The sequence below is a fragment of the Aeromonas sp. CD genome (assembly GCF_033349375.1).
Classification (GTDB): domain Bacteria; phylum Pseudomonadota; class Gammaproteobacteria; order Enterobacterales; family Aeromonadaceae; genus Aeromonas; species Aeromonas hydrophila.
The window spans coordinates 1,942,888-1,964,301 of sequence record NZ_CP137631.1 but is presented as its reverse complement, the minus strand read 5'-3'; the positions used below and the strand labels follow the sequence as shown (position 1 = coordinate 1,964,301).

The 21,414-nt window shown below is 55.3% G+C and carries 23 protein-coding genes, 1 tRNA gene, 1 other RNA gene and 1 riboswitch; of the genes, 3 read left to right on the top strand and 22 right to left on the bottom strand.

The window, feature by feature from the left end; all coding sequences use genetic code 11:
- Positions 1-9 precede the first annotated feature (9 nt).
- The 11 genes from R2E40_RS09215 to R2E40_RS09165 form a co-directional block, all read right to left on the bottom strand.
- A complete protein-coding gene (locus R2E40_RS09215; RefSeq protein ID WP_318165282.1) occupies positions 10-927 on the bottom strand; it encodes a DUF4123 domain-containing protein in 918 nt (305 codons plus the stop codon).
- Positions 928-930: 3 nt separating this feature from the next.
- The gene (locus tag R2E40_RS09210; RefSeq protein WP_318165281.1) at positions 931-1,872 is read right to left on the bottom strand and encodes a DUF4123 domain-containing protein; all 942 of its coding nucleotides are present in this window, start codon (positions 1,870-1,872) and stop codon (positions 931-933) included.
- A gap of 185 nt (positions 1,873-2,057) precedes the next feature.
- Positions 2,058-2,759, bottom strand: a complete 702-nt coding sequence (locus R2E40_RS09205) for a hypothetical protein (protein WP_318165280.1) — start codon at positions 2,757-2,759, stop codon at positions 2,058-2,060.
- An 82-nt stretch (positions 2,760-2,841) separates the two neighbouring features.
- Complete coding sequence (locus R2E40_RS09200) at positions 2,842-3,540, bottom strand: ankyrin repeat domain-containing protein (protein WP_318165279.1); 699 nt, start codon at positions 3,538-3,540, stop codon at positions 2,842-2,844.
- Between the two features lie 82 nt (positions 3,541-3,622).
- Positions 3,623-4,324 (bottom strand): ankyrin repeat domain-containing protein, encoded by a 702-nt coding sequence (locus tag R2E40_RS09195; RefSeq protein WP_099359047.1) that lies wholly within the window; start codon positions 4,322-4,324, stop codon positions 3,623-3,625.
- Between the two features lie 77 nt (positions 4,325-4,401).
- Positions 4,402-5,790 carry a PAAR domain-containing protein gene (locus tag R2E40_RS09190; RefSeq protein ID WP_318165278.1) on the bottom strand — a complete coding sequence of 463 codons (1,389 nt, stop codon included), beginning with the start codon at positions 5,788-5,790 and terminating at the stop codon, positions 4,402-4,404.
- Positions 5,791-5,799: 9 nt separating this feature from the next.
- Entirely contained in the window at positions 5,800-7,836 is a 2,037-nt protein-coding gene (locus R2E40_RS09185; protein WP_318165277.1) for a type VI secretion system tip protein VgrG, read from the bottom strand.
- A 336-nt stretch (positions 7,837-8,172) separates the two neighbouring features.
- Positions 8,173-8,691 (bottom strand): type VI secretion system effector Hcp1, encoded by a 519-nt coding sequence (gene hcp1 / locus R2E40_RS09180; protein ID WP_010634822.1) that lies wholly within the window; start codon positions 8,689-8,691, stop codon positions 8,173-8,175.
- Positions 8,692-9,225: 534 nt separating this feature from the next.
- Positions 9,226-9,354, bottom strand: a non-coding RNA gene (locus tag R2E40_RS09175) — RtT sRNA.
- Between the two features lie 224 nt (positions 9,355-9,578).
- Positions 9,579-9,666, bottom strand: a tRNA-Ser gene (locus R2E40_RS09170).
- Positions 9,667-9,812: 146 nt separating this feature from the next.
- Entirely contained in the window at positions 9,813-10,268 is a 456-nt protein-coding gene (locus R2E40_RS09165) for a YbjN domain-containing protein (protein WP_029301206.1), read from the bottom strand.
- A 158-nt stretch (positions 10,269-10,426) separates the two neighbouring features.
- Between R2E40_RS09165 and R2E40_RS09160 the strand changes: the two genes are divergently transcribed.
- Positions 10,427-11,764, top strand: a complete 1,338-nt coding sequence (locus R2E40_RS09160) for a flavohemoglobin expression-modulating QEGLA motif protein (RefSeq protein ID WP_318165276.1) — start codon at positions 10,427-10,429, stop codon at positions 11,762-11,764.
- A 68-nt stretch (positions 11,765-11,832) separates the two neighbouring features.
- On the opposite strand, the gene R2E40_RS09155 is transcribed toward R2E40_RS09160, so the two are convergent.
- The gene (locus tag R2E40_RS09155) at positions 11,833-12,414 is read right to left on the bottom strand and encodes a thymidine kinase (RefSeq protein WP_011705703.1); all 582 of its coding nucleotides are present in this window, start codon (positions 12,412-12,414) and stop codon (positions 11,833-11,835) included.
- 86 nt (positions 12,415-12,500) lie between these two features.
- Entirely contained in the window at positions 12,501-14,081 is a 1,581-nt protein-coding gene (locus R2E40_RS09150; RefSeq protein WP_011705702.1) for a Na+/H+ antiporter NhaC family protein, read from the bottom strand.
- Positions 14,082-14,167: 86 nt separating this feature from the next.
- Positions 14,168-14,339, bottom strand: a riboswitch (Lysine riboswitch).
- Positions 14,340-14,660: 321 nt separating this feature from the next.
- Between R2E40_RS09150 and R2E40_RS09145 the strand changes: the two genes are divergently transcribed.
- Positions 14,661-15,065: an H-NS family nucleoid-associated regulatory protein gene (locus tag R2E40_RS09145; RefSeq protein WP_011705701.1), complete on the top strand. Its 405-nt coding sequence runs from the start codon at positions 14,661-14,663 to the stop codon at positions 15,063-15,065.
- A gap of 66 nt (positions 15,066-15,131) precedes the next feature.
- On the opposite strand, the gene R2E40_RS09140 is transcribed toward R2E40_RS09145, so the two are convergent.
- The 5 genes from R2E40_RS09140 to R2E40_RS09120 form a co-directional block, all read right to left on the bottom strand.
- The gene (locus R2E40_RS09140; RefSeq protein ID WP_318165275.1) at positions 15,132-15,695 is read right to left on the bottom strand and encodes a cob(I)yrinic acid a,c-diamide adenosyltransferase; all 564 of its coding nucleotides are present in this window, start codon (positions 15,693-15,695) and stop codon (positions 15,132-15,134) included.
- Positions 15,692-15,922 (bottom strand): DUF3820 family protein, encoded by a 231-nt coding sequence (locus tag R2E40_RS09135; RefSeq protein ID WP_005299948.1) that lies wholly within the window; start codon positions 15,920-15,922, stop codon positions 15,692-15,694. The genes R2E40_RS09140 and R2E40_RS09135 overlap by 4 nt, the downstream gene beginning before the upstream one ends.
- Position 15,923: 1 nt before the next feature.
- Complete coding sequence (gene queE, locus R2E40_RS09130; RefSeq protein WP_318165274.1) at positions 15,924-16,595, bottom strand: 7-carboxy-7-deazaguanine synthase QueE; 672 nt, start codon at positions 16,593-16,595, stop codon at positions 15,924-15,926.
- Positions 16,596-16,656: 61 nt separating this feature from the next.
- Positions 16,657-17,364 carry a 7-cyano-7-deazaguanine synthase QueC gene (queC, locus tag R2E40_RS09125; RefSeq protein WP_077096919.1) on the bottom strand — a complete coding sequence of 236 codons (708 nt, stop codon included), beginning with the start codon at positions 17,362-17,364 and terminating at the stop codon, positions 16,657-16,659.
- A gap of 22 nt (positions 17,365-17,386) precedes the next feature.
- A complete protein-coding gene (locus tag R2E40_RS09120; RefSeq protein ID WP_318165273.1) occupies positions 17,387-18,073 on the bottom strand; it encodes a tRNA-uridine aminocarboxypropyltransferase in 687 nt (228 codons plus the stop codon).
- Between R2E40_RS09120 and rrtA the strand changes: the two genes are divergently transcribed.
- Entirely contained in the window at positions 18,003-18,581 is a 579-nt protein-coding gene (gene rrtA, locus R2E40_RS09115; protein WP_235587760.1) for a rhombosortase, read from the top strand. The two genes, R2E40_RS09120 and rrtA, sit on opposite strands and share 71 nt — an antisense overlap.
- A 47-nt stretch (positions 18,582-18,628) precedes the next feature.
- On the opposite strand, the gene pyrF is transcribed toward rrtA, so the two are convergent.
- The 4 genes from pyrF to ihfB all read right to left on the bottom strand — a co-directional run bounded on the left by pyrF (position 18,629) and on the right by ihfB (position 21,333).
- Positions 18,629-19,330: an orotidine-5'-phosphate decarboxylase gene (pyrF, locus tag R2E40_RS09110; RefSeq protein ID WP_318165272.1), complete on the bottom strand. Its 702-nt coding sequence runs from the start codon at positions 19,328-19,330 to the stop codon at positions 18,629-18,631.
- Positions 19,331-19,431: 101 nt separating this feature from the next.
- Positions 19,432-20,598, bottom strand: coding sequence for a lipopolysaccharide assembly protein LapB (gene lapB, locus R2E40_RS09105; protein WP_318165271.1), 1,167 nt, complete (start codon positions 20,596-20,598; stop codon positions 19,432-19,434).
- A gap of 9 nt (positions 20,599-20,607) precedes the next feature.
- On the bottom strand, positions 20,608-20,892 hold the full coding sequence (locus R2E40_RS09100) for a LapA family protein (protein ID WP_318165270.1): 285 nt from the start codon (positions 20,890-20,892) through the stop codon (positions 20,608-20,610).
- A 156-nt stretch (positions 20,893-21,048) separates the two neighbouring features.
- Positions 21,049-21,333, bottom strand: a complete 285-nt coding sequence (ihfB, locus tag R2E40_RS09095) for an integration host factor subunit beta (RefSeq protein ID WP_011705691.1) — start codon at positions 21,331-21,333, stop codon at positions 21,049-21,051.
- Positions 21,334-21,414: the final 81 nt, after the last annotated feature.

Here is a 21,414-nt window from a genome sequence, read left to right as displayed (position 1 = left end):
TTTCTAAACCTATCCCTTATCCAACTCGCAAAGTGCTTGTTCAAATAGCCTGTCCATGCGGCTTTGTGGCCCAATTAATTCTGCTGGTTCTGCCATGATTTTTTTTACCCAGGGAAGCGCCATAAACCCTGCTGGCATTTCCAGTTTTAAACTCAAGAAGCGAATGACATCCTGCTGATTTTTGAATCCATGGGAGAGTGCCTCTCGCTCACCCTCTTTGACGAAAGAGAACAACTGCTCTGATTGCCACCCCTTAACCACCGGATGATGCGCCTGGATATGCGCGACATACTCATCGCGCGCAACGCTGTCTGACAGCGAGTTCAATGCAGTCCACTGTGCGGGTGATAACTGTTGCGGTGCATGCCCTGCAAGGTCATGTTCGACCCGTTCAATGAGCTGGAGATAATCACCCCCCCCCTCCGATGACACATCGATAATCTTGGTGACAGGGCCAAACAGCGCAGTGGCTTCGGCAGGAGAGCTTGCCATCAAGAGGGGCTTGACCACCTGCCAGTCACTAAGCCGCAAGATGGCGGTTTCATCTTCAGGGGTTGTTATCCAGGACCACTGGCGCAGATGTGCCAGCAATGCTTGCAACTGTTGTAGCGGCGTATAGGCCAGCATGAACCAGTCGAGTTGGAGCAGCAGGCCCCAGCCTGGTTGATGGATGACAAGGCGCTGGAGCTCTGGCCAATTCTGCCGATGAACGGGGATAAGATAGGGGGAGATAGTGCTATGCAGCTTTCCCGTCTCTCCCCAATACAGCCTGGTCTGCTCAAGGCTGCCGCCCCATTTTTCTGCCAGGCCAGGCACAGCCTCGTTGATGGCCGCTTCAGCAAACATGAACAAACCTTGCCCATCAAGCAACTGCAGCCACTCATAATCCTGATACTTGCCAGATATCATCACCTTGCTTGCGTTCACGCCTTACGCTCCTTTATCGTCTACCAGGCCAAACATCCATTCACGTCGATGGAAATGGGCCCGTGAATCACTAACCAGCGCAGCATCCATCTTGAATTTTTTAATGGCCATCGATAACGAATAGTGAGAAACCAATTTAATAAACTGAGGGTGCTGATAATAATCTGAACCGATAATCCAGCGGTGTGCGGACCAGGCCTCCCACTCATCCTCCGATGCAGCAGGATACAACTCACTTGCCAAGAGAATACCGCTTATGAAACGCTGCTCCAGCCATGTTATATCCAGTAAAAATGGATAGTATTCGCTGGCTCTGACGAATAACGCCTTGGTCAAATACTGGTAACGTGACTGATTGGTCAGTACGCGATAAACCTCGGCACTCAACCTATTTTCATATACTTGTGACGATATATTTCTGGGCGAGACTGACGTACTGACACACTCAAACTGTGAGGTTGAATAACATGTATCAACCACCTCGGGAAGATATACTCCTCCAAAAGGAAATTCAAACTGCTGCCTCGTTGACACATCTGCCATTGACAGCCAAGTTTTTAGCATAGTCGGTTCATGAAAGGGGAAGAAGAAATGCCGACCATCGGGATAAACACAAGTATGACGATGTAAGCAAGCTTGCTGTATGTCGTCTATTTCGGCTGTTGCCGTGAACAACACAACCCCCGTACCAGGGTAGTGTTGATGGGATAAAAGCCATAACAACAGGCTTTCTGTTGCTGAACCTTCTTTTATAGAGATCAATAGTAATTCAGTAACCGGATAGCACTGCACACCATAGTCATTGGGCAATAGCCGCCACTCTTCTTGGCATTGTCGATACAGAGTTTTCCAATAAGCCATGCAGCCATCGAACCTACTGACATCAATAATGGCATATACATTGGCAGCCTCATTCCTGACTATGTCGAATATAGGTAATGACATTAGAACCGATTGCCTAGTTATTAAATTAATTGGAGGTATTTATCACATCTAAACATGACAAATAACTTAGTGATGAGAAGAGCGATAATGAGAGTGGGTGTATGGTGTCGGTGAAGTCACAGAAAATATTACCTTCAATGTCGAGGTTATAGGGCAGTCTTTCCTGCCCCATTTGTCTCACATCATTATATCTTCTCTCCTCGGGCCCAGTGTTCGCGTACTTCGGCAGGTGTCAACGGGGGAAATTTTACGCCTTTGTCAATCAAAAACTGTTTCACCTTGAGCGCCCAAGGGTACTGAGGCGAGGACTTATCCATCAGTGACAAGCTATCTTCTACGATGTAGGCCAGATCGGCGCCTACAGCAGCTCGTATCCTAAAATCGGCGCCATGCTGTAACAACCAGTAGACAACTTCATATTGATTGATAAATGCACCATATAACGCACTATTACGGCCAGGACCATCAGTCAAATTAAGATCTGCACCACGTTCCACCAATAACTTGATATCAGCCCAACGCGCCTCACCGATCGCATTGAAAATGGCTGGCTCCTTAGTACCACTAAGTGAGTTAGGGTCACCCCCAGCATCCAGCATCATTCTTAGTAAGTTGGGGTATTTAGAGCCGGCGACCATAGCAACACAATTGCCACCAGTACCAAATTTGAAATTAGGATCTGCCCCCAGTTTCAACGCCAGCTGAATAGTTTTTTCATCTTTAGTGTTGACCAACCAAAGCAATGGCGTTGCTCCCGGAGGCTCTGTATCTCTAATATTGAGATCAACACCTTGTTCAATTAACCGGCGCGCCGTCGTTTCATCACCACGCTGAATCGCTTCCAGAACTTTCACTACTGGAGCAGGGAAAAACTCATCGGCTTGCATACTTTTCCCTCCTACTTGGCACGCAAATAACATGCTCAGTATGGTGCCCCAGAAACTCGTCAGACAGTATCTCGACCTCAAGTTAGACCTTCTCACCCTTGGCCCAGTGTTCGCGTACTTCAGCAGGTGTCAACGGGGGAAATTTAATACCTTTATCTACCAAGAACTGTTTTACCTTGAGCGCCCAAGGATACTGAGGAGAGGACTTATCCATCAGTGACAAGCTATCTTCTACTGAGAAAGCTAAATCAGCCCCCCCGCTGTCCCTCACATTATAATCGGCACCATTCTGTAACAACCAATAGACTACTTCATACTTATCAATATATGCACCATATAGCGCACTATTACGCCCAGGACCATCGGTAAGGTTAAGATCTGCACCACGCTCAGCCAATAGCTTGATATCAGCCCAACGAGCTTCACCGATAGCATTGAAAATGGCAGGTTCACCATTTCTATCCAGAGAATTAGGATCACCTCCCGCATCTAAGACAACCTGAAGCAATTCAGGATATTTAGAACCGGCAACAGAACAAACCGCATTATCACCAAATCCATCTTTATAGTTGGGGTCGGCCCCCACTTTCAGGGCAAGTTCAACCGCTTTGTAGTCTTTGGTCTCAAGGATTAACCATAATAACGGGGTAATGCCCTCTTCATCTTGAATATTGAGGTCAACCCCCTGCTCAATCTGACGACGGGCTGCGGCTTCATCACCACGCTGAATCGCTTCCAGAACTTTCACAACTGGGGCCGGGAAAAACTCACCGGCTTGCATACTTTTCCCTCCTACCTGACACGCAAATAACATGCTCAGTATGGCGCCCCAGATACTCATCAGACAGTATCTCGACCTCAAGTTAGACCTTCTCACCCTTGGCCCAGTGTTCGCGTACTTCAGCAGGTGTCAACGGGGGAAATTTAATACCTTTATCTACCAAGAACTGTTTTACCTTAAGCGCCCAAGGATACTGAGGAGATGACTTGTCCATAAGTGACAGACTGTCTTCCACCGAGAAAGCCAAATCAGAGCCCCCGCTGTCTCTCATCCGGTAATCAGCTCCATGCTGTAGCAGCCAGTAAACAACTTCATATTGATTGATATAGGCTCCATACAATGCGCTATTACTGCCTGGACCATCGGTCAGGTTAAGATCTGCACCACGCTCTACCAATAGCTTGATATCAGCCCAACGCGCCTCTCCGATGGCATTGAAGATGGCAGGTTCATGATCACCATTGAGTGAGTTAGGGTCGCCACCGGCATCCAGCAACATTCTTAGTAAGTTGGGGTATTTAGAGCCGGCGACCATAGCCACACAATTGCCCCCAGTACCAAATTTGAAATTTGGGTCTGCACCCAATTTCAACGCCAGCTGAATGGCTTTTTCATCTTTAGTGTTGATCAACCAAAGCAATGGGGTTGCTCCCGGTGGCTCCGTATCTCTAATATTGAGATCAACACCTTGTTCCATTAACCGCCGCGCCGTCGTTTCATCACCACGCTGAATGGCATCCAGCACGCTGACCACCGGGGCAGGAAAAAATTCACTGGCCTGCATACTGTTTCCTCCTACTTGGCATGCCGATAACAAGCCCAGCACTCCGACACAGAGCACCTTCAAACGAGATAACCATATCATTTTACTCCTCCCAGTTTGCTGGTAATGGTACCGATATCCTCACTCTTCTGTGCTTCAATACCGGCAATCACTTGATCCATACCATGTCGAGTGACGGGATGCCCCCCTTGCGAGGGCAAAGAAAGCATCTTACCAGCGGCAGGGGGGAGCGCTCCCCCAGCCAGTAGCATGCCTCCCAAGGCACCACCAATCGCCGCTCCAGTTGTCCCTCCAACCGCACCGCCAATTCCGGCAAACAGGGTAGGGACCGCCAATTTTCCCGTCCCCTGCAACATTGTGAGTATTTCACCGTCAACCGCTTGAGTTGTGATTAACTCACTGATCTTATCAAGTGGTAGTCCCCCTTTTCGGCTGACGGTGTTGGCATGTAATCCAGCAGCATTGAAGGTATAACCAGGCAAGCCGGTAACACCGACTCCCGCAGAAGCTTCTCCACCGGCCAGTGAATGCCCCACCAAAACCAATGGTGAAGAAGGAGAATTGACTGCACGTTTGACTCTTTGTGCTAAATACATAGCCTGATTATATTGAGCCGTTTCAGCCCCTCCCCCCTGAGCAATGTTTGTCATCCAATCCATTTTACCGGTCACTTTATTATTCGTGCCACGATAGGTAAGCATGGTCTCGTTGTTAATGGACGACTTAAACAAAGCCGCCCCAAATCCGCTCTCTTTACTGGTAAAGACGGCCTTTTCTAGGCCAGGTATTCTTTTAGCATCAACTAGTTGAAGTCCCACCGGAGAGGTTGATAGTTTATCCTTTAAACCACGATTGAACTCATCGACCTCATAGACATATCTAGCAGCCTCAGCTCGCAAAATATTGTCATTGTTAAAGCCCAGACGTTTACCTGCATCCGCCAATCCCGGCACCTTGGCAGCACGCTCGGATAATTGTTTACGCGCCTGATAGCGCAGCTTACGCTGTGCCTCTGTCAAGGTTTTCTCCGCCTCTGGCAAGGCGACGGGAGCAGCCCATTCCAGCAATGTTTGCCATGGCACCAACATGGGCGAGAGCGCCAACAAGGGCAGCCGTTTTTTGGCCGTCTGCTCAGCACAGCTCTTGGCTGGAGATTGATAGGGGCTATCCCCGATGATCACATTGCCACTGCCTGCTGCAACGGAGCCGCCACAACCAATGGCATCCCCCACCCTTGCTGCCGCCTTGCCATTGATAAACACATTGCTGGAACCACCGGAGATGGCGCGACTATGAATGCCATGCGGCATGTTGGGACAGGGGCAAGCATGGAGCAGCACGGCATCCCCTTTACGTGCTGCAGGCTTGCCATTGATGATGACATCCCCGCTACCAGCAATGATGGGGGTCGCCGGAAAACAGCCATGACCGGAACAACTATCACCTAATCGGGCAGCACTTGGCATAATGACTCCTTAACGACGATCCGGTGCATCCGGCAGGGTGGGCTTGTTCGGTGCCTCCGGTTCTATTGCGACAGGAGCTGTACCGGCACCTGGTGAACCGCCATCGTTGATCTTGACCACATTGCCCGAGATGGTCACTCCCGAGCCATCAAGCTTGATAAAACCACCTGGCCCCTTGATGGTCAGCGCTTGCCCCGCCTCCAGCACAATGTCGGTGGCTTTGAGGTAGCTGTCTGTACCCACCACCACACGTTGATGTGCTCCCACGACCAGCTCTTCTCCACCAGAAATAGAGGTCTGGCGGCTACCATCCAGATGAGTGATCTCGCCCCCACCGATGAATCGTTTGAATGAGGCCATCACTTTTTGCACAAAGTGGCGACCGATCAGTTGGTGATGGTCCTGCCCAATTTGTTCAACATCATCTTGAGCTACCGTGCGATGACTATGGCGGTCCACTCGCTGGAACTGATCCTGATTGACCGTCAAATGCTGATCCAGCCCCACACTTTGGCGATGGATATGGTTGATGACCACATCCATGTCTTTTTGGGCATGAATGTAAATCTGCTCTCTCGATGCTTCATCTTCAAAACGCAGCTCGTTGAAGCCTTGGCCCTTATGTGTGTCGGTTCGCAGCAGTGTCCGTGTTTTATGTTCGGGCAATACATAGGGGGTTTGGTTGGTGGCGTGATAAGTACGACCTGTCACGATGGGCTGATCCGGATCCCCCTCGAGGAAGCTCACAATCACTTCGTGACCGATACGCGGTACCGCCATCATGCCATATTGGCCACCCGCCCAACCTTGGCTGACACGTACCCAACAGGAGCTCTGGTCGTTGCTGGCACCATAGCGATCCCATGGGAACTGCAGCTTGATCCGGCCATATTTGTCGCAATAAATCTCTTCGCCAGAAGGTCCCACGACAGTGGCAATTTGAGGCCCATCAACCATCGGTTTATGTGGTAAGAGCGGTCGCCAAGTTTGCAGCGCTTTAACAACCGAGAACTCATTGGTCACCGTTGTCGCACCATCGCCACCTTCTTCTTCCAGTGCTTGAGGCTGCTTGCCGGTATGGACAATGCTGACGATTTGCCAATCGGTATTCAACGCTGCATTTGGGTGCTCACTCAATGCAAAAGTCTGGCCCGGCAACAGCGCCGCACAGTTTGATTGGCCTCGGCTTGCCATGGCATCCCTGCGCAGTGCATCAAGCCGATACTGGGTAAACGATTTGCCACTGGGGTCTTGCTTGAAGCGCCCAGGGTAGTCGAAGTGCTGGTAGGTATCGCGCTGATGTTCCAGCTCGGCCCCCATCTTCTTGTGGGACAAGGCATAGGCTGGGGTCTTGAAGCTGTAATCCTTGAGCTCAACCTCAGCCTGACGCACTGCTTCTCGATAGTGGAACTGACGAATGTAAGGCCCTTGCTCTAATGAGCGGTTGCCCAAATTGAAGAAGAGTGCAGGCCCATCGGTGAGCGCAGCAGCATCATCTGCGAATACGAGACGATGCTTGCCAGCTTCAAACTCATGAAAGTAGAACATCCCCTCTTCTGCGGCGAGACGATTAATGAATTCAAGGTCAGATTCCCGGTACTGTACGCAGTACTCCCGCTGCACATGAGCATGCTTGAGTGCAAAGGCGTAGTCGGTAATGCCGTGCTCTTGTAGCAGGGTGCCGATGATCTCTTCCGGCTTTTGGGCCTGGAGAATACGGGCATTATGACGCAAACCCAATCGCCACAACGCAGGGCTGACTTCCATGCTGTAGCGCGTTCGGCGAAAACCGCTGTCACCCTGTTCGAACTGACTCACCACACCGTTCACACGCCGCTGCAACTCACCCTCGTACCACACCAGCAACTCACAAGGTTGATCCAGTACCGCACCAAAGTCGATATCCGGCTGACTACTCGCCAGTTGTAATGAAAGGGTGAACGGATCGCTTAATGCCTCATGCAACGTAAAACTTGCCACAACAAACGTGGTGGCAGGCAGCGCGCCCACCTTAACGGTGAATTGCAATCCGGTCTGATTAGCCATGATATCTCCCTATCACCTTTCGAAACTGCGCCAGAAACCTGTCAAAACACCACGCTACCGCCCTCTCTGGTACACAAGCGGTCGCCAAAGATAAGTAACATGACGGGTAATACGTTGTTTGTGTCTGCATAACAGAACACCCCTTATTGCTTTGCCATCACTCCGCATTCACCAACTGGACGTCGACTTAGTCGACTTATTAGGCAGAGGGATGGCAAAACATAAAGACTCCGGCAGCCCAAGACTGTCCGGAGAAATACGGGATAAAAGGCCGGTGTAGACCGGCCACAACATACGAGATTACTTACAAGGAATAGCAAGATAACAAAGCGAAGCTTAGGCCTCGATCGGCGCACGCCAGTCGTCCGCACCGGAAGTGCCGGCAACGGTGTGTTCCCAATCGATTTTGCGGTAGGCCAGAGAGACCTGGATCAGCTGGGTGAAGTCAGACTTCGCCGGATCCTGGCAGTGTGGCATCTGGCAGTCGATGTCAACGATGGTGGCATCGGTCAGCACGGTAGAGAAGAAGTGCTCCTGCTTGCCCTCTACGGAGGTGCGGTACCACTTCAGGGTCACTTTCGGCAGCATTTCGCCGGAGGCCAGGGAGTTGTACATCAGCGGCACGGCTTTGTTCAGCGCAACGGTGAACTTGAACGGCTTGTGGACACGCTGACCAGCAGGCTGACCAGATTGCGGGTCAGTCGGGACAGTCACAACGTGTTGGAACTCTTGTACCAGCATCTCGTCTTCGTGGCCTTGTACAAAGATGTTGCCGACGGAATCGGAAGTGAAGGCACCGGCGGTGATGTTGCCCTGGGTTTTACCTTCGATGCTGATATAACATGGAGTTGGCATGGGTATGCTCCTGATTGGTTGAACGGTAATGACACTCGACCGAATCCGTTAGCAGTGACCATGCCAAACAGTTTTTTCGTTAAAAAACAAACAATTAAATCAGCCCCTCACTTGCACAACCGCCATGCGGCGCAACAAGTTGCGTAGTTGGCACATAAAACTACCAGTTCTTGCACAACCAGCACCAATCACTGAATAAATGGCAATGTATTGCGCAAAGCAGAACTTATCTCTACCCCTCACCTATTGTCCGGCGATCACTTACTGAAGAGAGACAACGTAGCGAGCGCGCTGCTTGGCAAGCTTCCCCAGCATAAAGCCAAGATGCCATGCAAAACATCCCCAGCATCGGCATCGGCATCGGCATCGGCATCGGCATCGGCATCGGCATCGGCATCGGCATCGGCATCGGCAGATAATCACCGGCCAGAAACGCAAAAGCCCGACCAGCAGGTCGAGCCTGGGTCAGAACCGGGCTGTCTTCAGCCCATAAAGTAAAAGGGCCTGTCTTTCGACAAGCCCTTTTACTTTATTTGGCGATGAAGGAAGAATGATTCGCCACTGCTTGGCTCACCCCTTCGGGGGGCCTGCGGCCGTTCATCACTGCAAGCTGCTCTGCTCGAACCCGGTGAGGATTCTCACCCTCCCTCTTCGACATGGGCGGATAATTCTTCCCCCCAAAGTAAAAACCGACCATCAGGTCGGTTTTTCAATCTGTACGCTGGGTCGGGATTGACTCGCGCCATCCATGGCGCTCGCCCTGCGGGCGGCCTCTGGCCGTCCAGGCGGACTATCCTGCCCGCCTGTCGAACCAGGGCCCGAACCGCGCCGCCCGTCACCGGATAAAGTAAAAGGGCCTGTCTTGCGACAGGCCCTTTTACTTTATTTGGCGGTGAGGGAGGGATTCGAACCCTCGATACGTTGCCGTATACACACTTTCCAGGCGTGCTCCTTCAGCCACTCGGACACCTCACCAAATTTTGGTCTGTTGTTTAACGTGCTCAGCCAGCACGGTGTTCGCTGCGCCGTTGCGCTGGAACGGGGCGTAATTTAGGGGAAAGCCCCGCCGGCGTCAACGGCTTTTTGCATCAGGCGAACCGTTCGCACATTTAACGCACAAATCAGTGCACAGACTCCGGTGCAACCTGGATTTCCGGCAGATTCAGGAAACCCAACCGCTCGCATTCGGAAACCACTTCATGCGTGGTGGCGATGGTGCTTTCAACGAACAGCAGGAACTGCTCGACCGACAGACCGGCCTTGGTGAAGACGGTGTGGCCCACCACCAGACGCGGCAGGTTGTCATCGATGATGTCGAGGAACACCTTGAGCGACGGGTACTGCATGTTGAGACGACCCAGTTCGGCCACCAGAGGCAGCAAGGCGGAGGGACGCACCTCCAGCTCGGATGAAAACAGCAGCCCTTCCTCTTCGACGAAGATCCGGCTCTCCTGAATACCTTCGACGGACTGCAGAGAGACAATGTGGATACCGTGGCACTGATCACAGACGTAGTGCTCGATACGAGCCTGCTGCAACCAACGCATTATCATTTCGGAGCTGGGGATATTCATCATTTCCACGACACAATTGGGATCAAGGGGCGCAGTCTAAACCAATTTTCCGGCAACCAAAAGCGCACTGGCCGGATAAGCACACGCCTCGCTTCTTTTTGGCAAGCCGCCTGCATATACTCAGCCCATTCCAGCGCCACACTCGCCCCACAGGGGGCTAAATGACCATCCAAGAAAAGTACCGCCTGCATCTGAAATCCCTCTCGGATGAACTCTTGATCCTGCAAAAGCCCATCCGCATTCTGGATGCCATCAAGTGGCCCCGTCACCTGCAGGCCGACTTTCTGGCCAGTGGCGGACGCACGCTGCCGGCCGTCGACAAGGTCTTCTATGATGGCCTCCCCCTCGGCTTCGATCCCCGCAACAAGTATCTGGAGCTCAAGGAGCTGCGGGACCGGATCCGCCGCCGGCTCGGCCCCCAGGACGAGCTTGGCCGCATCCTGCAAGAGACGGTGGATCAATACATGGTGGTCATCGAGATGCTGCGCCAGCGCGGCCAACCGGATTTTCTGCGCTACAGCCAGCTGCTGTACGGTTCGGCCGGCGATCACCTGCGCGGCGATCGCAAGACCCTCAAGGAGCTGGGCGCGAGGCTGTGCGATATCTTCTCCCTGCCCGGCGCCCGCCACCTGATCCGCCCCTACCCCAAAGAGTTCGAAGGTGAAGCCGCAGTGGCCAAGTTGCAGGGCAAGCTGTCGAGCTATTTCAGTGACGGCACCGTGCAGGTCAAGCTGAGCGATGGCATCGTCTCCGACGCGGCGGCCGGCGGCGATTACATCAAGCTCAACTCCCACGCCCGTTTCTCCGAGCTGGATCTGCAAGTGCTGGAGGTCCACGAGGGCTGGGTGCACGTGGGCACCACCCTCAACGGACGTCAGCAACCCTATGCCACCTGGCTCAGTGCCGGTTCGCCGCGCATCACTGCCTGTCAGGAGGGGTTGGCGGTGCTGATAGAAACCCTCACTTTCAGCTCCTTCCCGGACCGGGCCAAGCGCATCTCGGATCGGGTGATGGCCATCGACATGGCCGAGCGCGGCGCCGACTTCATCGAGGTGTTTCAGCACTTCGTCGGCCAGGGCACCAGCGAACACGACGCCTACAAGATCACCCAGCGGGTGTTTCGCGGCGGCATGGTCGAGGGGGGCGCCTGCTTCACCAAGGATCTCTCCTATGTGAAGGGCTATGTGGAGACGGTCAACTTCATCCGCAGCGCCGTGCTGGAGGGGGTGCCCGAGATCCTGCCCATGCTGTTTGTCGGCAAAGTGACCCTGGACGACATCCCGGTGCTCTATCAGCACTATCTGGAGGGGCTCATCAGCGCGCCCCGTTATCTGCCACCCATGTTTCGCGATCTCACCGGCCTCTACGTCTGGTTCGGCTTCGCCTCCGGCATGTCGCTGGTGGATATCGGCCGGGTACAGCAGCACTTTCGCCAGCTGTTCCACCGCCTGCCGGTGGCCGATCCCATCATAGCCCCCGTCGACATCGAGATTGACTGAACCGCCAGCAACAAAAAAGGCGCCAGATTGGCGCCTTTTTCTATCCACTCATCGCGATGAAGAGGAGGTTATTTGAAGGCCCGTCCTTCCAGATAGTGTTTGCGGCACAGAGAGACATAACGATCATTACCGCCGATCTCCACCTGTTCGCCATCGCGCATCACCTGGCCGGCTTCATTGACCCGGGAGTTCATGTGCGCCTTGTTGCCGCACCAGCAGATGCTTTTCAGCTCCTCGAACTTGTCGGCCAGGCAGAGCAGGTGGTAGGAGCCGGGAAACAGCTCACCGCGAAAATCGGTCTTGAGGCCGTAGGCGATCACCGGAATGTCCTGCTCATCGACGATGCGGGCCAGCTGATAGACCTGCTCCTTGGTCAGGAACTGGGCTTCATCGACGATGAACACGTCGATATGCCGCTCGGCATGACGGGCTTTTACCATCTCGAACAGATCGCAGCTATCGCTGAACACCTCGACTCTCAGCTCCAGCCCCACCCGGGCACTGATCACCCCGACCCCGAAGCGGTCGTCGATGGCGGGTGTCATGGCCAAGGGATGCATGCCCCGCTCCAGATAATTGAAGTGCGCCTGAATGAGCTGGGTCGATTTGCCTGAATTCATGGTGGCAAACTTGTAGTGCAGTGAAGCCATGGTACTGTTCCGAAACTGAATTTATGGGGCGCATGCTAACCAAAGCCCCCAACAAAACCAAGGGGCCTGGCGGCCCCTTGTTCTTTTTATGCGATGGCCAGGTCCGCTTGGGACCTTGCCTTGCGCAAATGGTAGCTGGAGAAGATGACGAACCAGAGCGCACTGACGCTGAAGCCTGCCAGCACCGAGTGCATCAGCCCCATCACCAGATAACCGAGGGCGGCACCGAAGGCGATGGCCAGGGCATAGGGCAGCTGGGTCATCACGTGGTCGATGTGGTGGCAGCCGGCACCGGTGGCCGACAGGATACTGGTGCTGGAGATGGGCGAGCTGTGATCACCGAACACGGAACCGGCCAGGACGGCGGCCAGCATCGGCAACATCAGCGTGATGTCACTGGCCGCCGCCATGTCACCGGCCAATGGCAGCATGATGCCGAAGGTGCCCCAGCTGGTACCGGTGGCAAACGCCATGGCACAGGAGAGGATAAAGACCACGGCAGGCAGCACTTCGATGGGCAGGTTGCCGTTGGCAAGCGATGCCAGGTACTTGCCGGTCTCGACGTCACGCACCACGGCGCCGATGGTCCAGGCAAACAGCAGGATGTTGATGGCCGGCAACATGGCCATGACCCCTTGCGGCGCAGCCTTGATCCAGTTCTTGGCGCCGAGCTTGAGACGCATGGCCAGACCGATGGAGACCACCAGGCTGCACAGGGCGCCATACACCAGGGACGAGCCGACGTTGGTATTCTCGAACGAGCCGAGCACGCTGAACGGCTCGCCATTGGCGGCCAGCACGGCGGCGCCGGAGTCGATCATGAAATAGACGGTGGCCGCAGTCAGGGTCAGGATCGGCAGTACCATGTCGATCATGCCGCCGTTGCTCTCCTCCGGGCTCTCCATGTCCAGGCCGATGGGGCGCCCCTTGGACTCATCCCACAGCTTGCCTTCCAGCGCCCACTGCTCGTGCTGACGCATCGGACCGATGTCGAGCTGGAACGCGATCACCACCAGCACCATGATCAGAGTGAACACCGCATAGAGGTTCATCGGGATCATCTCGACGAAGGCGGAGATGGGGCTCTGCCCGGTGATACCGTGAGCCGCCATGATGCCGCCTACCAGGGCGATGATATAAGCACCCCAGGAGGAGATGGGCATCAGCACGCAGACCGGTGCGGCGGTGGAGTCCAGCAAGTAAGCCAGCTTGGCGCGGGAGATCTGGAAGCGGTCGGTCACCGGACGGCAGATGGCCCCCACCGACAGGCTGTGGAAGAAGTCATCGATGAAGAAGGCAAAGACCATCATGCCGGTCAGCGTCTTGGCCCCCTTGCGGGTCTTGGCGCGCTTGGCGGCCCACTCGGCGAAGGCCCGGGTCGCACCTGAAACGCTCATCAGGCTGATGAGGCCGCCCAGCAGCAGCATGAACAGCAGCATGTTGATGTTGTCACGGTTGAGTGCACCGTCGACCCAGAAGATCTTGAGCACAGTGTTCAACATGTAATGCAGGGAATCGAGGGGAGAAAACTGGTTCAGCAGCAGACTGCCAGTGACGATACCCACCCCCAGCGACAGCAGGACGCGGCGGGTCAGGATTGCCAGGGCGACGGCCAGCAGGGGCGGAATGATTGACCAACCGGAGTCGGCGTAGTGAATGATGTCCATGATCTCTTTGCACCTAAAGACAGCAGGTGGAGATCTACCGAGAGGATAAAGAAACAAAACCCATGGGGAGGTAATACTCCTCAGCCCCTTCAGGTAGCGCTCCATAGTGGATGACTATGGCAGTCCTGCACCTATTAGATGCAGAACCAGCAGCCCGGTATGATGGCCTGGCCACTTCGGCGCTGACTCCTTTCCTCGTGCATCACAGGCATCACCCTCCGCACAAGTAGTCATAGGCAGCGCGCCTCTACTTAAAGGTATTCGAGGCACATTTTATCGTGCCGGCACGTTATAGCAAGTTTTTTGATTAAATCACCAAATGGCGTGGCTTAAAATGGCATAGTGGTAGTCAAATGGTGCAAACATTATGATTTTGTCGCTATTTTCATCTATCAAGAACTCAGTCGAGTATGTGCATTGCCAATATTGCTGAATCGGGGCTGAATCCAAAATAGATCACTTAATTTCCATTATGAATTTATTAATTCAGCTGACTTGACTTGATCATAAATGGCCGTATAAATTAGCCAAAATTACTATATCTATTTAATTCACTCTTTTGCTCGCGTGGTGAACACTATGAACGAATTTTTGAAAGTCCTGCTGAATGTCCGTAGCCTGCGTGCCGCTTGCCGTGAGCTGACGCTGGAACAATTGGAAGAAGGTCTGGAAAAGCTCTCCGCTATTGTCAGCGAGCGCCAGCAGGATGAAGCCGCCGAGCGTCAGGCTCGCGAAGAACATCTGCGTAAAATTAACGAATATGCCGAAATGCTGAAAGCTGCCGGCATCGATCCGGCCGAATTGGTTGGCACCGTGGCCGTTGAACCCGCCAAGGCCAGCAAGGGCAAACGTGCTCCCCGCCCGGCCAAATACCGTTATATGGACAACGGCGTGGAAAAAACCTGGACCGGCCAGGGCCGCATGCCTTCCGTGATTGCCAAGGCCGTTGCCGAAGGTAAATCCGTCGAAGAATTTGCCATCTGATAAAGCCACACAGGCGCAATAAAAAACCTCGCATCGCGAGGTTTTTTATTGTCTGTAGCCTGGCTATCAGCCCCGCTCCGCCGCCTTGACCCAGAGCACTTCGGGGGTCGCCGTACAGGCCAGCAGGTAACGGGCAATGGTGAAGAACCAGTCACTCAGCCGGTTCATGTAGGGCAGAATGGCCGGATTGAGCTGCTCGCTGCGGCTCAGGGTCAGCAGCAGACGCTCGCAGCGCCGGGTGAGGGTTCGCACCACATGGGCTTGTGCCGTCGCACGGGAACCACTGGGCAAAATAAAATTGCGCAGCACAGGTAAATTGGCGCTGTAGGCATCAATTTGTTGCTCCAGCCGCACGGTCCACTCATTATTCACCTGCCAGATGGCCGCTTCCTGAGCTGCGCTGGAAAATGCCAGCTCCCCGCCCAGATCGAACAATTCCTGTTGCAATAATAACAAGTCAGCCAATAATCCGGTTTCGGCCGCAGGCACCTCGGCAATAAGAAGACCTATATGAGAATTTAATTCATCAATATAACCATAGGTTTCTACCCGCATATCGTCTTTGGCCAGTTGCAGCCCATCGGCCAGGCGAGTCATGCCCTTGTCACCCTGCCTCGTATATATCCTCATACCGACATCCTGTTAATAATGGGAACAATCATGGATTCCAGCCCGTTGAGCTTGATTTCATAGGCCAGCGCCAGCGTTTGACCGAGTGAACCGGCGGGAAAACCGGTGCGGGCCAGCCACACCAGATAAGGCTCCGGAATATCGATGATGCGACGTCCCCGATATTTGCCGTAAGGCATCTTGTTGGCCAGGGACAACAATACCCGCTCGTCGGACAACCACTCCATCTCAATCGATATCCAGATATTTATGGGTCTGGATGGAGAGCCGCCAATTGCGAGCAATGCAGGTTGCCATCGCCAATTGAGTGGCCCTGGGTTTCTGGCTGATGGGTTGCAGCGCGATCACCACGTTTTCACGCAAGCTGGCGGTGGCCAGCAACGCATCGAGCTCCTCCACATGGCGATCGGTGGCCACCGGATGCTTAATCTCGTTGGCCCGCTCGAGGGCAGATACCAGCACCGGCAACCCTCCCTTCATATTGATCTTGGGGGATACGGTGACCCAGGTCTGCTCATGGGTCTGGATCTCGCTGGTACCGCTGGTTTCGATCTGCACCTGATAACCCGCCTCAATCAGAGCGGCAGAGAGATCCTGCAGATCATAGAGGCAGGGTTCCCCACCCGTGATCACCACGTGGCGCGCCTGATAACCGAGCTGCTGGAAGCTGGCCAGGATCTGCTCCGTGCTCATCTTGCTCCAGCCATCGGATTCGTTGGAGCAGTCAAGCACCGCCTGTACCCCCACTTCACGAGCAGGATCGACCACCCAGGTATGGCGGGTATCGCACCAGGGGCACCCCACCGGGCAGCCCTGCAGGCGAACGAAGATGGCGGGCAGGCCGGTGAAGACCCCCTCCCCCTGGATGGTCTGGAATATCTCGTTGATTGGGTAGTGCATCTTGGTCACGGCTGGTTGCAAAAGTCGCGGATTATACCCCAAGCATGGCCGAGACGCAGGTTCAGCATCCGCTTTTCTCGCCCAGCCCGGTTTTTTGGTGCAAGCGTGCCGTCACGCCCGCCTTGTCGGCCAGGTACTGCTGCAAGCCGCGGCTGCGCAGATCGCAAGCCGGACAGGCACCGCAGCCATCGCCGGCAATGCCGTTGTAGCAGGTGAGCGTCTGCTGGCGCACGGTGTCGAGGTGGCCGTAGTGATCCGCCAGTGCCCAGGTCTCGGCCTTGTCGAGCCACATCAGCGGGGTCTCGAAGCGAATGGCGCGATCCAGCCCCAAGGAGACTGCCTGATTGAGCGCCTTGACGAACTCGTCACGGCAATCGGGGTAACCGGAGAAATCGGTCTCGCACACCCCGGTGATCACCGCCTCGGCGCCCACCTGATAGGCGTAGATGGCAGCCAAGGTGAGGAACAGGATGTTGCGGCCCGGTACGAAGGTATTGGGCAGGCCGTTGTCCTGCAGCTCGAAGCTCACCGGGATCTCGTCCCGGGTCAGGGCCGAGATGGCCAGCTCGCCCAGCATGGTCACGTCCATCACCTTGTGGGCGGCGATGCCGAGCCCACTGGCCAGACGGCGCGCCGTCTCGATCTCTTCCCGATGACGCTGGCCGTAATCGAAGGTAATGGCGTGCACCTCGTCATAACGGGACAAGGCCTGGACCAGGCAGGTGGTGCTGTCTTGACCACCACTGAATACCACGACGGCTTTTTTCACGAATAACTCTCCTCTGGGCAGTTCACCTGCGCCGGCCCTGGGCAAAATCGTGCCACTGCCGGTTCAAATGGGTAAAAAGGGTCATCAGCGGGGCGAAGCGATCGGGCGCCCTCTCCCACTGCGACAACAGATGGTAGCCCGCTTCCAGGGTCGACAGCGCCTCTGCAAACGGCTTCTTGCGAATGGAATATTGCCCCGCGACGGCGTCCAGCTTTATCCGCGGCAGCTGCTGCAACTCGGGGTTGCTGTGCAGCATCCGGTAGGCCTTGCGCCAGGTGCCATCAAGCAGCAAAAAACAGACCCGGCGAGCCGGCTCGGCCGCCTCCCTCTCCCGCACCCTGGCAAGCGAGATGGCCTCTTCATCCGGCCACAGCAGATAACACTGCAGCGCGGGATCGGCCAGCAAGGCCGCCAGCTCGGGGACGTCGGCCACCTGTTCACCCACATGCAGACGGGCCTGCGCCAGCGAGGCGGCCAGCAGGATGGCGGTTCCCTTGGGATGCCCGACTTCGCTCGGATGCTGCAAAATATGAAGAGGGGCGAGATGCGGCACCTGCCGAATATAATCACACAGACAGGCTTTGAGGGCTCTGGTGCAACGTGTACAGTAGCGGCTCTTGTTGTCGTCGGACTGTTTCATGTTGTCAGAAAAATCAGGATTGCTCTGGGTCATCACGCTTTCACTCGCCAGTTTGCTGCTCTTTTTCATCGTGCCGAATCACCAGCTCTCCTTCGATCGCACCCTGATAGCCCAGGGTGAAGGGTGGCGCATCATAACAGGCAATCTGGCCCACACCAATCTGTGGCACCTGCTGCTCAATCTGAGCGGGTTGTGGGTACTTTACAGCCTGTTTCGCGAATACCTGACCGGTTGTCGGCTGCCGCTGCTGTTGCTGTTGCTCGGCTCCGCCGTCGGGCTCGGTATCTGGTGGTGGTGTCCGCAGACCCAGTGGTACATGGGATTGTCGGGCGCGCTGCACGGCCTGTTCGTCTGGGGGGCGCTGCAGGATATCCGCTATCGCCGCTACTCCGGCTGGCTGATGCTGGCAGGGGTGGCGATCAAGCTCGGGGTGGACTTCTACAGTGCAGGAGAGAGCCCGGTGTCCGCTCTCATCGGCGCCAGGGTACACATTGAATCACATCTGATTGGCTCGGGCGCCGGCCTGCTGCTCGGCCTGCTCCCGATCACCCTGCGCGAGCCCGCTCCTAAGGAGTGAGCCGCCTTTGATGCAATGCCGGCCCCATCGGGCCGGCATCCTGTCCATTATCGATTTGCCAGCTCTGCATTGATGCCTGCCAGCATGGCGGCAGGATCGGTCGCCTGGGTGATGGGGCGGCCAATCACCAGATAGTCTGCCCCCGCCTCCACTGCCGCCAGCGGTGTCATGACTCGGCGTTGATCCCCGGCTGCCGAGCCAGCGGGACGGATCCCCGGCGTCACCAGCTTGAAGTCGGCACCGAGCAGCGCCTTCAATTCACGCGCCTCTTCGGCGGAACAGACCACCCCATCGAGCCCCGCCTCCTTGGTCAATTTGGCCAGCCGGATCACCTGCTCGGCCGGGCCGACAGTGAGCCCCAGCGGCGCCATGTCGGCCTGCTCCATGCTGGTCAGCACGGTCACCCCGATAAGCAACGGCGCCTTGTCGCCATAAGGCAGCAACGCCTCCTTGGCGGCCCGCATCATCCGCTCGCCACCGCTGGCATGAACGTTCACCATCCAGACGCCGAGCTCGGCACTGGCGGCTACCGCCTTGGCGACGGTGTTGGGAATGTCGTGAAACTTCAGATCCAGAAAGACATCAAATCCCTTGGCAACCAGCTGACGCACGAACTGGGGGCCAAACAGGGTAAACATCTCCTTGCCTACCTTGAGACGGCACTGGGCCGGGGAGATACGTTCAATGAAGGCGAAGGCATCGGCCTCGTGCTGATAATCCAGCGCAACCAGTACTTTGGGATCTAGCATCTCACTTCCTATCGATGGTTATTCGCCGCCCGGAGCTTGGCCCCGGCTCGACCTGAAAACACCAGGCCGCAGGGGCCTGGCTCATGATCTTGTGGTGGCTCTTACTCCCCGTCCAGGCCGCGGATCGGCTTGATGGACCCCCACTGGCGGCAGGAGGGACACTGCCAGAACAGGGAGTGGGTGGCAAAACCGCACTGCCGGCACTTGTGGGTGGATTTGATCTTGATCTGCTCGCCAACCAGCTGCTGCAAGAGCTCAAGGCTCTCCTTGGCAGGGCCCTCCTCAGCACTTGCCAGCTGGAAGCCCACCAGCTGATAGAAGCCCTTCATGGAGGGATGACGGCGCAATTGGCGCAGCACCAGCGCACGGGCCTGACTCAGACCATCGCGCTCTTCTACCAGCTTGGCCAGTGCCAGGGTCACGCTGACACCGGCATGATCCTCCACCGCCTGCTCCAGCAGAGGAATGAGATCGTGGGCACGGCCCAGCCGCTGATAGCACTCATTGAGGGAGGGAATGGCTTCGGAGGCAAAGTCGATATCCTGCTCGAACACCCGCAAGAGATCCTTGCTGGCCTGCTCGTACTCCCCTGCCGCCATGGCCAGTTCCGCCAGACGCAGGCTGGCACGGGCACAGGCGGGGTTGACGCTGAGCGCCCGCTTGAGCTTGGCAAGCCCGGCGGGTTTGTCCCCTTCACGCAAGGCGCTCTCTGCCTGCTCGCAGTAAAAATGGGAAATGGGCTCGGCCAGCTTCTTGCCCTGGAATTTCTGCAGGCGAATAGCCACCTCGATGGCCTTGTCCCAATCCCGCAGTTGCTGATGAATGATCAACAGCTGGGCCAGCGCCGTCTCTTCATAGTCGCTGTCATCGCACAGCTCGTTCCAGAGCGCCTCGGCCCTGTCCAGCAGACCGGCAGCAAGAAAGTCGCGCGCCAGCTCCTGCAACGCCAGCTGGCGCTGTTCCCGGGTCAGCTGGCGGGTCACCAGGTTCTGGTGGATCTTGATGGCACGATCAACCTCGCCACGCTGACGAAACAGGTTGCCAAGGGATAGGTGAGTTTCGATGGTTTCGCTGTCCACTTCCAGCAGCTGGATAAAGAGATCCACCGCCTTGTCTGATTCATCGGACAACAAATAATTGAGGCCCGCCACGTACTGGCGGGAAAACTGGTTACTCTGTTTCTGGGTGTCCTGGCGAACACTCCTGCGCCCCATGTACCAGCCGTAGCCGGCAGCAATGGGCAACAGCAGGAAAAGCAGTTCAAGCATCGAGGGACATTATTCCTTGGCAGCCGACCGAGCCAGCTCCAACTCGCGGGATTGACGGCGCATGGTGCGATTGAGGGTGCGATTCTGCATCTTCAGACGCAGGAACAAGAGACCGAATACCAGCCAACCCAGCAGGAAGCCACCACCAAAAAAGAATCCCAGCAACATGGAGAGTGAAAACTCGCCTTGGGCAATCAAATAGTTGAACTGCACCGGCTGACCATTTTGTGAACCGACGGCCAGGGTCAGAATAAACACCAGCGCCAGTGGAATGAGGGCCAAGATACGCTTCATAGGAGCTCCCTGTCAGTATCTAATGAAAGGCTGATTATCCTTAAAATCACCGGCAGACTCTAGAGCGAATGGGAAAAGACTTGGAGAAACCGGACAATTGCCACAAGGCAAACCATAAAAACAAAAAAGGCATACCCAAGTATGCCATTTTCTGCATTATTCAGCGATGTTCACTCGCTCGCGTAACTCTTTGCCAGGTTTGAAATGGGGAACATATTTCCCGGTCAATTCAACCTTGTCCCCGGTTTTGGGGTTGCGGCCCACGCGGGGGGCACGATAGTGCAGTGAAAAACTTCCAAATCCGCGGATTTCAATCCGGTCGCCGTTTTGCAAAGTCGATGCCATCTGCTCAAGGATCTCCTTGATGGCAGCTTCGACATCCTTGGCCGGCATATGCATGCGGCTGGCAGCCAATTGTTCGATGAGATCTGATTTGGTCATAACGTTAAATCTCCTTCCCCGATCACATGCAATATTCATTACGCCAATGATAAAAAAGGGCGGCGTGACACGCCGCCCTTT

Excerpts from the sequence above, each read along its gene's own strand:
- ihfB (WP_011705691.1), bottom strand. The coding sequence starts at position 21,333 with ATGACCAAATCAGATCTCATCGAACAATTGGCTGCCAGCCGCATGCAT.
- R2E40_RS09135 (WP_005299948.1), bottom strand. The coding sequence starts at position 15,922 with ATGGAGTGGTTGTCCGACGAGCGGGTATTGTTGTCCCTGGCCAACAAG.
- lapB (WP_318165271.1), bottom strand. The coding sequence starts at position 20,598 with ATGCTTGAACTGCTTTTCCTGCTGTTGCCCATTGCTGCCGGCTACGGC.
- R2E40_RS09150 (WP_011705702.1), bottom strand. The coding sequence starts at position 14,081 with ATGGACATCATTCACTACGCCGACTCCGGTTGGTCAATCATTCCGCCC.
- R2E40_RS09195 (WP_099359047.1), bottom strand. The coding sequence starts at position 4,324 with ATGCAGGCCAGTGAATTTTTTCCTGCCCCGGTGGTCAGCGTGCTGGAT.
- rrtA (WP_235587760.1), top strand. The coding sequence starts at position 18,003 with ATGTTGTCAGAAAAATCAGGATTGCTCTGGGTCATCACGCTTTCACTC.
- R2E40_RS09140 (WP_318165275.1), bottom strand. The coding sequence starts at position 15,695 with ATGAGGATATATACGAGGCAGGGTGACAAGGGCATGACTCGCCTGGCC.
- R2E40_RS09145 (WP_011705701.1), top strand. The coding sequence starts at position 14,661 with ATGAACGAATTTTTGAAAGTCCTGCTGAATGTCCGTAGCCTGCGTGCC.
- R2E40_RS09165 (WP_029301206.1), bottom strand. The coding sequence starts at position 10,268 with ATGATGAATATCCCCAGCTCCGAAATGATAATGCGTTGGTTGCAGCAG.
- R2E40_RS09205 (WP_318165280.1), bottom strand. The coding sequence starts at position 2,759 with ATGCAAGCCGATGAGTTTTTCCCTGCTCCAGTAGTGAAAGTTCTGGAA.
- R2E40_RS09155 (WP_011705703.1), bottom strand. The coding sequence starts at position 12,414 with ATGGCTTCACTGCACTACAAGTTTGCCACCATGAATTCAGGCAAATCG.
- R2E40_RS09120 (WP_318165273.1), bottom strand. The coding sequence starts at position 18,073 with ATGAAAAAGAGCAGCAAACTGGCGAGTGAAAGCGTGATGACCCAGAGC.
- pyrF (WP_318165272.1), bottom strand. The coding sequence starts at position 19,330 with ATGCTAGATCCCAAAGTACTGGTTGCGCTGGATTATCAGCACGAGGCC.
- queE (WP_318165274.1), bottom strand. The coding sequence starts at position 16,595 with ATGCACTACCCAATCAACGAGATATTCCAGACCATCCAGGGGGAGGGG.
- R2E40_RS09185 (WP_318165277.1), bottom strand. The coding sequence starts at position 7,836 with ATGGCTAATCAGACCGGATTGCAATTCACCGTTAAGGTGGGCGCGCTG.
- R2E40_RS09200 (WP_318165279.1), bottom strand. The coding sequence starts at position 3,540 with ATGCAAGCCGGTGAGTTTTTCCCGGCCCCAGTTGTGAAAGTTCTGGAA.
- R2E40_RS09160 (WP_318165276.1), top strand. The coding sequence starts at position 10,427 with ATGACCATCCAAGAAAAGTACCGCCTGCATCTGAAATCCCTCTCGGAT.
- R2E40_RS09190 (WP_318165278.1), bottom strand. The coding sequence starts at position 5,790 with ATGCCAAGTGCTGCCCGATTAGGTGATAGTTGTTCCGGTCATGGCTGT.
- R2E40_RS09210 (WP_318165281.1), bottom strand. The coding sequence starts at position 1,872 with ATGTCATTACCTATATTCGACATAGTCAGGAATGAGGCTGCCAATGTA.
- R2E40_RS09100 (WP_318165270.1), bottom strand. The coding sequence starts at position 20,892 with ATGAAGCGTATCTTGGCCCTCATTCCACTGGCGCTGGTGTTTATTCTG.
- hcp1 (WP_010634822.1), bottom strand. The coding sequence starts at position 8,691 with ATGCCAACTCCATGTTATATCAGCATCGAAGGTAAAACCCAGGGCAAC.